General features: G+C 31.2%; 11 protein-coding genes. 4 read left to right on the top strand and 7 right to left on the bottom strand.

Annotated features, from left to right (window positions below; translation table 11 throughout):
* Window positions 1–22 precede the first annotated feature (22 nt).
* Together NON08_RS12005 and malX are read right to left on the bottom strand one after the other, a co-directional pair.
* A complete protein-coding gene (locus tag NON08_RS12005) occupies window positions 23–1,177 on the bottom strand; it encodes a MalY/PatB family protein (protein ID WP_256691828.1) in 1,155 nt (384 codons plus the stop codon).
* 55 nt (window positions 1,178–1,232) lie between these two features.
* A complete protein-coding gene (gene malX / locus NON08_RS12000; protein ID WP_256691827.1) occupies window positions 1,233–2,771 on the bottom strand; it encodes a maltose/glucose-specific PTS transporter subunit IIBC in 1,539 nt (512 codons plus the stop codon).
* Between the two features lie 229 nt (window positions 2,772–3,000).
* On the opposite strand from malX, the gene NON08_RS11995 reads away from it, so the two are divergent.
* On the top strand, window positions 3,001–4,431 hold the full coding sequence (locus NON08_RS11995; RefSeq protein WP_256691826.1) for an amino acid permease: 1,431 nt from the start codon (window positions 3,001–3,003) through the stop codon (window positions 4,429–4,431).
* Between the two features lie 43 nt (window positions 4,432–4,474).
* Here NON08_RS11995 and NON08_RS11990 read toward each other — a convergent pair whose 3' ends face one another.
* Both NON08_RS11990 and NON08_RS11985 read right to left on the bottom strand, forming a co-directional pair.
* Window positions 4,475–4,897 (bottom strand): hypothetical protein, encoded by a 423-nt coding sequence (locus tag NON08_RS11990; protein WP_256691825.1) that lies wholly within the window; start codon window positions 4,895–4,897, stop codon window positions 4,475–4,477.
* A 97-nt stretch (window positions 4,898–4,994) separates the two neighbouring features.
* Window positions 4,995–5,513: an NlpC/P60 family protein gene (locus NON08_RS11985; RefSeq protein ID WP_256691824.1), complete on the bottom strand. Its 519-nt coding sequence runs from the start codon at window positions 5,511–5,513 to the stop codon at window positions 4,995–4,997.
* A 169-nt stretch (window positions 5,514–5,682) separates the two neighbouring features.
* On the opposite strand from NON08_RS11985, the gene NON08_RS11980 reads away from it, so the two are divergent.
* Entirely contained in the window at window positions 5,683–7,032 is a 1,350-nt protein-coding gene (locus tag NON08_RS11980; RefSeq protein WP_256691823.1) for an MATE family efflux transporter, read from the top strand.
* Window positions 7,033–7,051: 19 nt separating this feature from the next.
* On the opposite strand, the gene NON08_RS11975 is transcribed toward NON08_RS11980, so the two are convergent.
* Entirely contained in the window at window positions 7,052–8,365 is a 1,314-nt protein-coding gene (locus NON08_RS11975; RefSeq protein WP_256691822.1) for a sodium-dependent transporter, read from the bottom strand.
* Window positions 8,366–8,718: 353 nt separating this feature from the next.
* Between NON08_RS11975 and NON08_RS11970 the strand changes: the two genes are divergently transcribed.
* Both NON08_RS11970 and pap read left to right on the top strand, forming a co-directional pair.
* Window positions 8,719–9,636, top strand: a complete 918-nt coding sequence (locus NON08_RS11970; RefSeq protein ID WP_256691821.1) for a GTP pyrophosphokinase family protein — start codon at window positions 8,719–8,721, stop codon at window positions 9,634–9,636.
* Window positions 9,637–9,703: 67 nt separating this feature from the next.
* On the top strand, window positions 9,704–11,149 hold the full coding sequence (gene pap / locus NON08_RS11965; protein ID WP_256691820.1) for a polyphosphate:AMP phosphotransferase: 1,446 nt from the start codon (window positions 9,704–9,706) through the stop codon (window positions 11,147–11,149).
* Window positions 11,150–11,197: 48 nt separating this feature from the next.
* Here pap and proC read toward each other — a convergent pair whose 3' ends face one another.
* Together proC and hypD are read right to left on the bottom strand one after the other, a co-directional pair.
* A complete protein-coding gene (gene proC, locus NON08_RS11960) occupies window positions 11,198–11,998 on the bottom strand; it encodes a pyrroline-5-carboxylate reductase (protein ID WP_256691818.1) in 801 nt (266 codons plus the stop codon).
* A gap of 11 nt (window positions 11,999–12,009) precedes the next feature.
* Window positions 12,010–14,385, bottom strand: a complete 2,376-nt coding sequence (hypD, locus tag NON08_RS11955; RefSeq protein WP_256691817.1) for a trans-4-hydroxy-L-proline dehydratase — start codon at window positions 14,383–14,385, stop codon at window positions 12,010–12,012.
* Window positions 14,386–14,387: the final 2 nt, after the last annotated feature.

Below are 14,387 nucleotides of genomic sequence, written 5' to 3'. Positions count from 1 at the left end.
CACCTAAGATATTATAACTTTCTTATCTCACTTTTTCAATAGCTCTTTTGATACCTTCAACAGCTATCTTAACTTTTGATAATGGACATCCCACATTTAAACGGATTCTATCTTTATCTCCATATGCCTCTCCAGACATAATTGCCACTTTTCCATCTTCAACAAGGGATTTTTTAAATCTATCCATATCTATGTTACAATCTTTTAAATCTATCCACATTAGATACGTTCCCTCTGGAACATTAGCTCTTATTCCATATAATCCATTTAACTCTTTTTCCACATACTCACAGTTTTTAGTTAGATAACTATTTAACTCATCTACCCAATATCCACAACTATTATATGCAACCATTGTTGATAGTACTCCAAAAATTGTTGGAGATGACAGTGAATCAACCTCTTTTAAGTGAGTTATAAACTTCTCTCTTATATCACCTTGGGGAATTATTGCATATGAACCACCAAGAGCTGGAGTATTAAAAGTTTTTGAAGCAGAACTTACAATTAAACATCTTTTCGTATCTATTTTTAAAACTGGAGTTACCTCTTTTCTAGCTATATCCATATGAATATCATCTGAGATTAAAACTCCATCATACTTTTCACATAGGTCTATAAGCTTTTTAAGCTCTTCATACTTCCAGATTTTTCCAGTTGGATTTTCAGGATTACAAAGTAAAAACACTTTCACTCCACTTTTAAATCCCTCCTCTATTTTATCAAAATCTGTATGAAACTCTCCACTCTCATCCTCTTTTAAAGTCACTTCAAAAAGATCATAAGATTTTAAAATTTTTGTAAATCCATCGTATCTTGGTGTATGAGTCATAACTTTTCCATTTTTCCCAAGAATTTCCTCTAATAGCATAGAGATACTATAAATTACATTTGGAGAATATACTACCCAATCACTATTTATCTCTGTGGCATATCTTGTTTTATACCAATTTTTTATAGCTCCCTTATAATCTTCATGATTCCAACGTGAGTATCCAAAAATTCCGTGAGCTGTTCTTTCAACTATTGCATCTAAAATCTCTTGAGGACATTTGAAATCTGTATCAGAGATAGAAAATGGAGTTAAATCCTTTGTTCCAGGTCCAAATCTATCCTCTATATAGTCCCACTGAGTACAGTAGGTTCCTTTTCTATTTATAATTTCATCAAAATTCATAAGTCCTCCCAATATTTTCCTATATAAAAGGAGGGATTATTTCCCTCCCCCAATTTTACATTAACTTTTGTAACTGCTTTTTTAACACCTGTACTTTTGGTCCTATTATAACCTGTACATTTGTATCATTTAATTTTACTACGTTTACTGCTCCTGCTGCTTTAACAGCTTCAACATCTATTTTATTTGCATCTTTAACTACAAGTCTAAGTCTTGTTATACAGTTATCTAAACTTACAATGTTCTCTTTTCCACCTAAAGCTTCTAACATAACTTTAGCTGTGTATCCAGCAATATCTCCGCTATCAACAGCTTCTTTTGCTTGAGCTGAGTTATCTCTTCCTGGAGTTGGAATATCATATTTTACAATATACCATTTAAATACAAAGTAGTAAATTAGAAACCAGATAATTCCAACAGGAATTACATAGAACCACTTTGTCCAGAATCCTTGGAACACTCCAAATACTAGGAAGTCTATTATGTTTCCATCAGTGTTTCCTATAACTACTTTTAAAAGTCCCATTATCATAAATCCAAGTCCAGTCATAACTGCGTGGAACAAATAAAGAACTGGTGCTATAAACAGGAATATAAACTCAATTGGTTCAGTTATTCCTCCAACTGCTGATGCTACAACTGCTGATATTAAAAGTCCTTTGATCTTTTTTCTGTTCTCTAAGTATGCTGATTTATATATTGCTAAGGCTGCTCCTGCAAGTCCAAACATAAATGTTGGCATCTTACCTTGAGATAAGAACTTTGTTGCTTCTGGAGATACAAACTCTGCTCCTTGTGCAAACTGATTATAAAATATATTTAATGCTCCGTGGATTGTTTCCCCTGCTGCAGTTACATAAGTTCCTCCAGCTTCAGTAAATCTTATTGTTGCAACTAAGATGTGGTGAAGTCCAAATGGAAGTAACAGTCTCTCTCCAGCTCCAAACAGAAACGGTCCAAATGGTCCTGCTCCATGGATTACTGCTCCAACTTTATTTATTCCAGCTGCAAAGAAAGGCCACACCATAGGTACTGCAAGCCCTACAACTGACATTATTAAAACTGTTGCTATAGCTACGAATCTTGTTCCACCAAAGAATGAAAAAGCATCTGGTAACTCTATATTTTGAAACTTCTCATGGATAAAGAAAACTATAACTCCACATATTAAAGCTCCTAGTGCTCCTGTATCAATACTTTGAATTCCCATTACCATCTTTGTATCTACAACTTTTAAAAGTCCCGCTTCACTTAAATAAAAGTTTGTTCCAAGTTGCATTGCAATATAACCCATAAGTCCTGCAAAAGCTGCAATCTCTTTATTCTCTCTAGCCATCCCAAGTGGAATTGCCACAGCAAACATAAGTGGTAAAAATGAAAAGGCAACTAAACTTATCTTTATCATAAAGTTAAATATACCTTGTAAGAAACTATTTCCTAAAAATGGAAACATCTCTATTGTTGTACTACCTGTAAAGGCAGCTCCAATTCCAAGTAAAATTCCCATTGCTGCTAGTAGAGCAACTGGTAACATAAATGTTTTTCCTAAACTTTGAAAAAACTCCCATGCACTTATTCTATTTTTGGTAGTCATTTGACACTCTCCCCTTAAAACTTTTTTTATACCACAAATTGTACATATAAAAACATTTTTGTTCAATTCATAATCTTTTTCCTAATTTTTTGAAAGAGATTAATAGTTTTGAATTTGAAAATTACTTTTCATTATACCATGTTTGAAAAAAATATTTGATTTATTGTATATTTTACTGTACAATTGTACATATTTTAAGTGAAACATTTAACAAAAAGGAGTACTATTAATGGAATCAAAAAAATTAAACTGGCGTATGCTAGCCATGATGGGATTCACAATTGTTTGGGGATTTGGTAACGTTGTTAATAACTATGCAAACCAAGGTCTAACGGTTGTTGTTTCTTGGGTATTAATTCTTTCTCTTTACTTTTTACCATATGCACTTATGGTTGGAGAGATGGGATCTGTGTTTGATCATAAAGCTGGAGGGGTTTCAAGTTGGGTTGGATCAACTTATGGACCTATGATAGCATATCTTGCTGGTTGGACATATTGGGTTGTTCATATACCATACTTAGCACAAAAGCCTCAAAGTGCACTTGTTGCTTTAAGTTGGGTTTTCTTCCAAAATGGAGATATGATAAAGACTTTTAACCCTTTAGTTTTACAGAGTATTGTTTTAGGAATCTTCCTACTTTTCCTTTGGTTATCATCTAAAGGAATGAACTCTTTAAAGAGAATAGGAGCTCTTGCTGGAACATCTATGTTCTTTATGGGTATTTTATATATTTTATTAACTGTTGCTGCACCATCTCTTATGAGCATAAACCCTGCTACAACTGATTGGTCACTGTCAACATTTATGCCAAAGTTTGACTTTACATACTTTACTACTATATCTATGTTAGTATTTGCTGTTGGTGGATGCGAGAAAATCTCTCCATACGTTAAAGACGTTGAAAATCCACATACAAACTTCCCTAAGGGAATGTTAGCACTTGCTGCTATGGTTGGTATGTCAGCTCTACTTGGTTCATTTGCAATGGGAATCATGTTTAACAGTGGAAATATTCCTGCTGACTTAAAGATGAATGGTCAATACTACGCATTTAAACTTTTAGGTGAGTACTACGGTGTAGGAAATGCACTTATGGTTTTATATGCTGTGGCTAATACACTATCTCAAATATCAGCACTTATGTTCTCTATTGACGCTCCACTTAAAATATTAATTGGAGAAGGGGATAAAAACTTTATACCAGCTGCATTTACAAAATGTAATGAAAATGGAGCACCTATCAATGGATATAAATTAACTGCTGTTCTTGTTGGAATCTTAATTATAATTCCTGCACTTGGTATTGGAGATATGAATAATCTTTACAACTGGCTACTTGATTTAAACTCAATTGTTATGCCTCTTAGATACTTATGGGTATTCTTAGCATACATTGGACTTAGAGGATTAATTAAGAACAAAGCTTTAAGTGATAGTTCAGGATTTAAGTTTGTTAAAAATGATAAAATTGCAACAGCTATTGGAATCTGGTGTTTTGCATTTACAGCCTTTGCATGTTTAATGGGTATCTTCCCTAAAAACATTGAAACATTTAGTTCTGAGTGGTTCTTCCAAATTACTCTTAACATTTTAACACCAATTGTCTTAGTTGGACTTGGACTTATATTCCCTAAGATAGCTAGAAGAACAAATAAATAATAAAATAAAAAAAGGGAAAATAAAATTATTTTCCCTTTTTCTTTTATAAATCTACTTTAACTGTTTCTTTAACTCCAGACTCTGATGCTATAATAGCTTCTTTTGAAAGTTTTTTAAACTGTACCAAAGATTGTGTCGCTCCAGCTACACTATCTATTGCTTCTGGATTTTGCTTTTCAACTAACTCTTCTGAGAAGATCTCTTTAAGTTCTGGTACATCTATTTTGCTAATCTCTTTATATTTTTTATTGTACTCTACATCTTCACTTTTTAATTTTCCATCTTTATTTATATAATCAAAATTTGCAGATTCAATCTTACCATCTTTTACTGTAAGATCTAAAAATACTTTCCAACCTCTTTTGTCAAAATCTTTTGCTTCACTTTTAAATACTCCATCGTTCATCTTAGCAAATCCAAGCGATGTTATACATAGAGCTCCAATTAAAATTAACATCTTTTTCATAATATCTCCCCCTAGTTTTTAGTTATTATTTCATAATGTTACTTCAATTATTTTATATACTCTATTTTTTATCCCTTGTCAAATTTTTAAACTTCTATTATATCACTCTTCTTGTTTGCCAAAATCTTTTAGCCCAATAGCTATCATACTCAGATATTGTAACTCCTGTTGTTCTTCCTGCATGAACAAACTTGTTATTTCCTATATATACACCAACGTGTTTTATTCTACTATTCATTTTAAAGAAAATAAGATCTCCTACTTTCCAGTTTTCTCTATTTCCAACAACTTGTTCTCCTATTTGAACTTGAGTTAAAGTCGTTCTTGGCAGCTCCACATCAAATTGCTCTTTATACAGATGCTGCATAAGTGCTGAGCAATCAACTCCCTTTTTTGTTGTTCCTCCATAACGATATCTAGTACCACGCCAACTAGAATAAAACTCTGTTATTTTAGCACTTTTTATATATTCTTTTTTTTGTGTTAGAATCTCTTCATCTAATTCAATCTTTTGTACAACCTTTGGCTTAGTAAAACTTAATGCATGAACCTCTGATGTTATAAAACTAAAGGCAAGTATGAAAAAGGTAAACAGTTTTATTAATCTCTTCCCCATAATCATCTCCCGTCTTTTCTTATTTTGTTACTTATTTTGTTACTTATTTTATTACTTTTTTAATTAGTATATTATACTCAATTTTTGTCTATTTTGCAAATTTTTGACTTTTATGTGACCTTTATGATAGAATCTAGGAACTTTATGTAAGCTAGGGGAGTGAATTTTAATGGTAAAAAGTGAATTTTTAAATCGATCCAAAGAGATTATAAAACTAGCTATTCCTGCTGTTGGTGAAATGATATTATATATGCTGATCTGGGTTTTTGATACTCTTATGGTTGGAAAATATGGTGGTCAAATCTCTGTTTCCGCTGTTGGGTTTAGTTCTGAAATTATGTATACCTTTATCAACATCTTAATTGCTATGGGACTGTCTATATCTATAACATCTATTGTGGCTCGTTGTCTTGGAGCTAGAGAACAAAACAAAGCTGAAGATATGGCTGATTTAGGAGTTAAAATTGGTGGAGTTATAGCTATTGTTGTTTTCTTAATATTTTTTATCTTCTCAAAAAACATATTAAGTTTAGCCGGAGCTAAGGGTGATGTATTAAATCTAGGTTATAAATATATGAGAATCTGTTCTATTGGACTTTTCTTTAATATGATTACAAATCTTTTAAATGGTGTTTTCCGTGGATGTAAAAATACTAAGACTCCACTTTATGGTGCTGCTATTTTAAATATAGTAAATCTTTCTTTAGACTATACACTTATATTTGGAAAATTTGGATTTCCAGAGTTAGGAGTTGAAGGAGCTGCTATTGCAACTACAGTTGGAAATATCTGTGCCTTTTTATTTATTTTAAGTCAACTTAAAAAACTACCATTTAAAATATCTTTAAAAAATAGTGTAAATCTAAGTTACTTAAAAGAGCTTATTGATTTAGCTGTTCCATCTGGATTACAAGAGGGAGCTTTTAGTATTGTTAGACTTTTAAGTGTTATGATGGTTATGAAACTTGGAAGTTTAGCTTTTTCTGCAAATCAAATCTCTGTAACCATTGAAAGTATATCTTTTATGCCAGGTTGGGGATTTGCTATATCAGCAGTTTCTCTAGTGGGACATAGTATAGGTGAAAAGGATTTAAAGGGAGCTAGAGAGTATGCCAATACATCTTTACTTCTAGCTTGCATTGTCATGGGATTTTTCTCTTTAATTTTCTTATTTTTCTCTGAAAATTTAGTACGATTATTCATCAAAAGTGATGAAGTTGAAGTTATCGCTCTTGGAGCTGCTTGTCTTATGATTGGATCAATTCAGCAGATTCCTACAGCTATAGATATGGTTCTCTCTGGTGCTTTAAAGGGGATGGGAGATACTAAAACTCCATTTAGAATAGTTTTATTTTGCAACTGGTGTATAAGATTACCTTTGATGTATTATTTTATCTATCTAAAAAGAATGCCTGTGACATACTTCTGGTGGATTACATCACTTCAATGGACTGTGGAAGCGGCTATATTTATTAAAATATATCGAGATAAATTTTATAAAAATCCCAAGAGTATCTAAACTCTTGGGATTTTTTTTCTTATCCTATACCTCCGTATAAAACTCCTAATATCAGAATTATTAAAACTCCAGGTACGAATATATATTTTCCTATTTTTACAATATACTTTCCTACTTTATGTTTTGCTCCTAAGTCAATCTCATACTCTATAGATTTTGAATCTATTCCATAAAAATAGAACCCTAAAATTATAATAGCTCCAAGAGGTATTAAATAGATTGTCATTGTATCTGCAAAAGTTCCAAATAGATTCATATCTAAATCTAAAGGTAATCCTATTAAAAATAAAATTCCTCCAACTATCACACTAGCTTTTACTCTAGAGATATTAAACTTCTCCATAACCGCTTCCACAGGAACCTCTAACTGGTTTATTGCAGAAGAGATAGCTGCAAATATTACGCTTAAAAAGAATATTATTCCTAAAACTCTTCCCCCAGCCATATTGTTAAATACAGATGGTAATGTTATAAACAGTAAACTTGGTCCAGCTCCTGGTCCATAACCAAAAGCAAAAGCTGCTGGTATGATTATAAATCCAGCCATCAGTGCTGCTAGAGTATCTAAAATACATGTTTGTACAACACTTACAGATATATTTACATCTTTATCTAAATAGCTACCATAAACTAAAAGTGCTGATCCACTAACTCCCACTGTGAAAAACGCTTGTCCTAAAGCCATAACCCAAGTTATTGGATTTAAAAGTTTATCCCAATCTGGATTTAATAAAAACTTAACTCCCTCCATAGCTCCTGGAAGACTAAGTGATTTTATCATAAGTCCAAAGAATATTATAAACATAAGTGGCATTACAATTTTATTTATCTTTTCAATTCCCTTTATAACTCCAAGTGAAATTACTCCAACACTTAAAACTACAGCTATAAAATGCCAAAATATAGATTCTGTATTTCCAGTAAAACTTCCAAAATATTGCTCATAATTTAAAGTACTCATATCCACCATTAAATATGTCACAAAGTATTTTATTATCCATCCAAAAACTATTACATAAAATGTAAATATTCCTGCTACAGAAACTACTGGAACAATTGGTAAAAACTTAGCAAAAGGTACTCTCTTTTTTTCCATAAGTTTTCCAACACCTAAAACTCCCTTTTTCATCATTCTTCCAAATGATATCTCTCCAACTAAACCTACATAGGCAAATAAAGCCATAAATATGAAATATGGTATTAAAAATGCTGCTCCACCATAAGTTCCTAACTTCCAAGAGAAAAGCCAAATATTTCCAAGTCCTATGGCTGCTCCTACACATGATAAAATAAATCCGATTCTGTTACTAAACTTTTCTCTTTTGTCGTTCACGTTACACACCTCCTAATTTTATAAAAAAAAATTCCACAGAAATATATCTGTGGAATAAATGTTTTCTCAATTTAATCTATCAGATACAATCTTTTTTAGTTTTTGACCAAGCTAAAATAAGTTTGTATCCTGCATTCTCAGGTTACAAACTAACTATGGCCACCACCAAAATAAAACTGTTTCTGTTAAAGATGTATTAATTTTTAAGATATCTAATTGTTTTTTCATTTAATACACCTCCCTAAGAATAATTATTTTGAGTTATTGTAGCATTATACAATAAAAAAAACAAGGATTTTTTCATTTTTGTGATATAACTATATGTAGATATTATTTTTTTAAGTGAGGTAGCTATGGAAAAAATTAATTGTAATCAATTTCAATTATTAAACTATTACAAAAAAAATAGAGAGCTTTATCGTAAATTGGGAAAAAGATTAGAACGTTTTTTAAAGCAATCTTTTGAAAAAGAAAAAATTATCTATCATTCAATTACTAGTAGAGCTAAAACAAGAGAGAGCTTTCAAAAAAAATTAGAACGAAAAGGTTATACATGCGTTGAAGAAGCTACAGATCTTTGTGGGCTTAGAGTCATTACTTTTTTAGAAAGTGAAACTAAAATTGTTGAAAATTTTTTAAGACACGCCTTTATTATTGATGAAAGTAATAGCGTTGACAAAAGTGATACTTTAGGTGAGGATAAAGTGGGATATAAATCTATACACTTAGTTGCAACTCTTCCTAAAGAACTTTTAGTTCTTCCTGAATTTGAAAGATTTGAAGGATTAAAATTTGAAATTCAAGTTAGAACAATATTACAACATGCTTGGGCAGAGGTTGAGCATGATAAAAATTATAAATTTAGTGGACAACTTCCAACAGATATAAAAAGAAGATTTAAACTTTTAGCTGGATTTTTAGAAATTGCAGACAGAGAGTTTGAAAGTATCTCAAAAGAGATAACAGAGTATGAAAAGAAAGTTGTAAATACTATTGAAGGAAATACTCTACATGAGATTGAGATAAACTCTACATCTTTAAGAAAATATCTAAATAAAAAATTCAACATTACATTCTCTCAAGGTATTAGTCCTAAAATTATTAAACTATTACAGGATAACAATATAAATACCTTAGAAGATTTCTCTAAGATAGAGGATTTAGAAATTATGAAACGATACTTTGGAAACGGCAGCAAAAAGTTTCCTGCTCGTTATGATCTTATGATAAAACATCTTCTAGATTATCATGAAAAACTAAATCAAATTTAAAACAGGAATTATCTCCTTATTTTAGTATATTTTAGAAATGAAATTTACAAAATAAGGAGGTTTTTTTATGGGAATATTTACTAATGAGAGTTGTTTAAAACTGAAAAATAAAGAGTATTTAGAAAGTATCAAACCTTTAAAGATAAAACTAGGTGAGCTTCAAAGAGTGAGCAAAGAGAAGAAAATACCAATTTTAATTATTTTTGAAGGTCTTGAAGCTTCTGGAAAAGGTGCTATTATAAATGAAATTCTAGTAACTCTAGATCCTAGAGGCTATAAAGTTATCAACCACAATCACGCCTTAGAACAAAACACACTGCCATTAAAACAATATTTAGATAATATTCCTGGAAAAGGTGAATTTCATATTTTTGATAAATCTTGGTATGATTTTGCATTTGAAGAGGGAACAAACATAACTACAAGATGTAAGGAGATAAATAAAATAGAGCGTTCTCTTATTAGAAGTGGAATGCTTATTATAAAGTTTTTTCTTCATGTTTCTAAAAAAAATCAAAGAAAAAGATATTTTAAAGCTAAAAAAAATCCAGCTAAGTCATGGAAAGTAACTCCATACTCTTGGAAACAAAATTTCGATTATAAAAATATCCTTGGAACTTGGGAAGATATTTTAGAAAGAACTAATAACTACGACTGTGGTTGGAATACAATCTGTTCTAATGATTTAAATGGAGCTAAATCTGAAGTTTTTAGAATTCTGTTGGAAAAAATTGAAAATCATCTTAATCAAAAAGAGGTTAGACCAGATGATGTTCTTTTACCATATAAAAAACCATACTCTTTAGATGATGTAGATTTAGATAAATCTATTGATAAAAAGGAATATAAAGAGGAACTGAAAAAACTTCAAGAAACAATTTCTAATCTTCATCATGAAATATACAATAGACGTATCCCTGTTATTATTGCTTATGAAGGATGGGACGCTGCTGGTAAAGGTGGAAATATTAAAAGAGTTGTACAAAGAATGGATCCAAGAGGGTATGACGTTATTCCCATTGCTGCTCCTAACGATGTAGAAAAAAGTAAACACTATTTATGGAGGTTCTGGAAAGCTCTTCCTAGAAATGGTCATGTTTCTATTTTTGATAGAACTTGGTATGGTCGTGTTTTAGTAGAAAGAGTTGAAAAGTTTGCTACTAAATATGAGTGGAAAAGAGCTTACCAAGAGATTACTGATATGGAAACTCAGTGGGTTAATAACGGAGCTATTATTATTAAGTTTTGGTTACAAATATCTAAAGATGAACAACTGAAAAGATTTAAAGAAAGAGAGAATACTCCTGAAAAGCAATGGAAAATAACTGAAGAGGATTGGAGAAATCGTGAGAAATGGAAAGAGTATAAAGAGGCAGTAGAAGAGATGATCTCAAGAACTTCTACAGTTTCTAGTCCTTGGTATGTTGTTCCTGCTAACGATAAATACTACGCTAGAATTTTTGTTTTAAAAAAGATTATAAAAGAGATTGAAAAACGTCTATATCATATTTAGTTTAATAAAAATCTCCTATGATTAAATAACCATAGGAGATTTTTTTAATTACATTTTTCTAGCTTTAGCCACGCAACCTCTAATTGCTTCTATAACACTACTTCTCATTCCTCTTTCCTCTAATATACTTACAGCTTCTATTGTTGTCCCCCCCGGAGAACATACCATATCTTTTAGAGCCCCTGGGTGCATTCCTGTTTCTAAAACCATCTTAGCACTTCCTAAAACTGCTTGAGCTGCAAACTTATAAGCCATATCTCTTGGCATTCCCTCCATAACTGCTCCATCTGCTAAAGCTTCTATAAACATATAAACATATGCAGGTGAGCTTCCACTTACTCCAACTACTGCATCCATCATATATTCTGCTACCACCTGAGCTTTTCCTATAGAGTTTAAAAGATTACATACGTAGTCTAGCTCCTCTTTTGTAACTTTTTCATTAGCACAAACTGCTGTCATACCTTCACAAACCATAGCTGGTGTATTTGGCATAGTTCTTATAATTTTAACCTCTTTCCCAAAAGTTGCCTCTAAATTTTCTAAAGTTTGCCCAGGTGCTATTGTCACTATTGTTGTAGTTTCTTTTACAAAAGGTGATATCTCTTCTATAACCTCTTTATAAAATTGAGGTTTTACTGCTAAAAATACAATATCACATTTTTCTACAATCTCTTTATTTTTTTCAGTTATATTTATTCCATAACTTTTTTTTACCTTTTCTAATATTGACTTAAACTTATCTGAAGCAAATACATCCCCTTTTCCTATAATTCCAGAAGAAACTATCCCTTTAATTATTGCTTGAGACATATTTCCTGCCCCTATAAATCCTATCTTCACTTGCATCCTCCTCTATTTTAATTAAAAATCTGTTCTGTTCTATCTATTATTTCATCTTGTAGTGCTTTACTTAAATTTCTAAAATGATCACTATAACCAGCTACCCGAACTATTAAATCTTTATACTCCTCTGGATTTTCTTGAGCTTTTATTAAAGTTTCGCTATCTATAACATTAAATTGTATATGATGCCCATCCATACTAAAATATGTTTTTATTATATCTGCCATATGATTTAATCCTTCCTCTCCTTTAACTACATTTGGAAGAAACTTTTGATTTAGCAGTGTTCCACCAGTTTTTAGATGATCCATTTTTGCTGCTGATTTTAAAACTGCTGTTGGTCCATACATATCTGCACCTTTTTCTGGAGAGATTCCCTCTGAGACTGGTTTATGGGCTAGTCTTCCATTTGCACTTGCCATCATAACTTCACCAAAATACACATGACACGTTGTTGGTAACATATTTATAGCATATCTCCCTCCTTTTATATTTGGTCTATCTGTTACAACTGAGTTATAATATTCAAATATCTCCTTCATTACATCATCTGCATAATCATTATCATTTCCATATTTGGGAGTTTTATTTCTAACTAAATTTAATACCCTTCCATTTCCTTGGAAATTAGAATCTAAGGCACTCATTAACTCTTTCATTGTAAAGTTCTTTTTATCATATACATTATATTTTATAGATACTAAAGAGTCTGTTATTGTTCCAATTCCTACTCCTTGAATATAACTTGTATTGTAACGAGCTCCCCCTGCATTATAGTCTTTCCCTTTAACTATACAATCATTTGTTATAACTGATAAAAATGGAACTGGCATATATTTTGCATAGATTGCTTCTATTACATTGCTTCCCTTTATTTTTATATCTATAAAATATTTTACTTGTTTCTTATAAGCTTCAAAAAGCTCCTCATAACTTTTAAAATCTTCAGCATATCCTAATTTTAAACCCAGTTGCTTATTAGTAATTCTATCATATCCATTATTTAAAGTTAACTCTAAAATCTTTGGTAGATTGAAATATCCTGTAAGTATATATGCTTCATTTCCAAAAGCTCCAGTTTCAACACATCCACTAGCTCCTCCCCTTCGAGCATCAGCTAAAGTTTTTCCAGCATTTAATAGCTCTTGAACTATAGCTTCTGTATTATAAAAAGCTGGTTGTCCCCACCCTTTACGAGAAATTGCACAAGCTTCTTTTAAAAATCTAAGAGGTGTTTTTTTACTAATTTGCACATTTGAACTTGGTTGTAATAGTTTCATCTCATCCATACACTTTAAAATTAGATAACTTACATCATTTACTCCATCATGACCATCAGGAGTTATTCCCCCAGTGTTTATATTTACAAAATCTGTATATGTACTACTTTCTTTTAAAGTTATTCCAACTTTTGGAGGAGATGGTTGATTATTAAACTTTATCCATAAATTTTGTAAAAGTTCTAATGCCTTATCTTCATCTAATATTCCATTCTCACAATCATTTATATAAAACTCATTTAAATGTTGATCTAATCTTCCTGGACTAAATGCATCCCAAGGATTTAACTCTGTTGTTACTCCTATATGCACAAACCAATACATCTGTATCCCTTGCCAATAATTCTTTGGCTTATGTGCTGGAACAACTTCACAGTTTTTAGCAATTTGTAAAAGTTCCTCTTTTCTAACTGGATTTTTCTCATCCTCTGCAATTTTGTAAGCTAATTCAGCATAACGTTTTCCCAAAGCTATAATTGCATCACAGCAAATGCTCATAGCATTTAATTCTTGCTTTTTATCTAAAGCCTCTCTATCACTTAAAAAGTCTAACTCATCAATAGCTTTTTCAATTTTTTTCTTATAATCTAAGAATCCATATTTATATATTTGCTCTGAACCAACAGTGTGTCCTGGTCCTCTTTGCTCCATAAACTCTGTGAATATACCACTCTCATAGCACTCTTTCCACTCTTTATCCATAGCATTTAAAATTTTATTTCTAATAGATCTTTTTTCCCAATATGGAATTATCTCTTCCTCTTGGATTTTTAAATCTTCTTTTGTAACTTTAAAAGATATTAAATCTCGATTGTTCATAATATGCATATCATCTAAAGTATGGCAACAAAGCTCTGGAAAAGTTGGAGCTGATTGTGGACCTTTTCCTTTTTCTCCTACAATTAACTCCCCTTCATTTATACATATAGATTTATTTTCTATAAAATGTTTAAAAGCAAGGGCTCTCAATTCTGGAATAGATACTGTTCCTTCATATTTTTTATATGCCTCTGTTATAAGTTTTGCTCTTTCAATATAAATATGTGCTGCTGTTTCTAAACTCTGCTCTCTTAACTTTTGGATTCTTTTATTCATCCCTCTTTTCTCCATTT

Origin of the sequence: Cetobacterium sp. NK01, assembly GCF_024506395.1 — a bacterium.
Taxonomy (GTDB): Bacteria; Fusobacteriota; Fusobacteriia; order Fusobacteriales; family Fusobacteriaceae; genus Cetobacterium_A; species Cetobacterium_A somerae_A.
Note: the sequence above shows the minus strand (reverse complement) of the source record. Positions and strands in the feature narration are given on the sequence as shown.

Excerpts from the sequence above, each read along its gene's own strand:
- NON08_RS12005 (WP_256691828.1), bottom strand. The coding sequence starts at position 1,177 with ATGAATTTTGATGAAATTATAAATAGAAAAGGAACCTACTGTACTCAG.
- malX (WP_256691827.1), bottom strand. The coding sequence starts at position 2,771 with ATGACTACCAAAAATAGAATAAGTGCATGGGAGTTTTTTCAAAGTTTA.
- NON08_RS11995 (WP_256691826.1), top strand. The coding sequence starts at position 3,001 with ATGGAATCAAAAAAATTAAACTGGCGTATGCTAGCCATGATGGGATTC.
- NON08_RS11990 (WP_256691825.1), bottom strand. The coding sequence starts at position 4,897 with ATGAAAAAGATGTTAATTTTAATTGGAGCTCTATGTATAACATCGCTT.
- NON08_RS11985 (WP_256691824.1), bottom strand. The coding sequence starts at position 5,513 with ATGGGGAAGAGATTAATAAAACTGTTTACCTTTTTCATACTTGCCTTT.
- NON08_RS11980 (WP_256691823.1), top strand. The coding sequence starts at position 5,683 with ATGGTAAAAAGTGAATTTTTAAATCGATCCAAAGAGATTATAAAACTA.
- NON08_RS11970 (WP_256691821.1), top strand. The coding sequence starts at position 8,719 with ATGGAAAAAATTAATTGTAATCAATTTCAATTATTAAACTATTACAAA.
- pap (WP_256691820.1), top strand. The coding sequence starts at position 9,704 with ATGGGAATATTTACTAATGAGAGTTGTTTAAAACTGAAAAATAAAGAG.
- proC (WP_256691818.1), bottom strand. The coding sequence starts at position 11,998 with ATGCAAGTGAAGATAGGATTTATAGGGGCAGGAAATATGTCTCAAGCA.
- hypD (WP_256691817.1), bottom strand. The coding sequence starts at position 14,385 with ATGGAGAAAAGAGGGATGAATAAAAGAATCCAAAAGTTAAGAGAGCAG.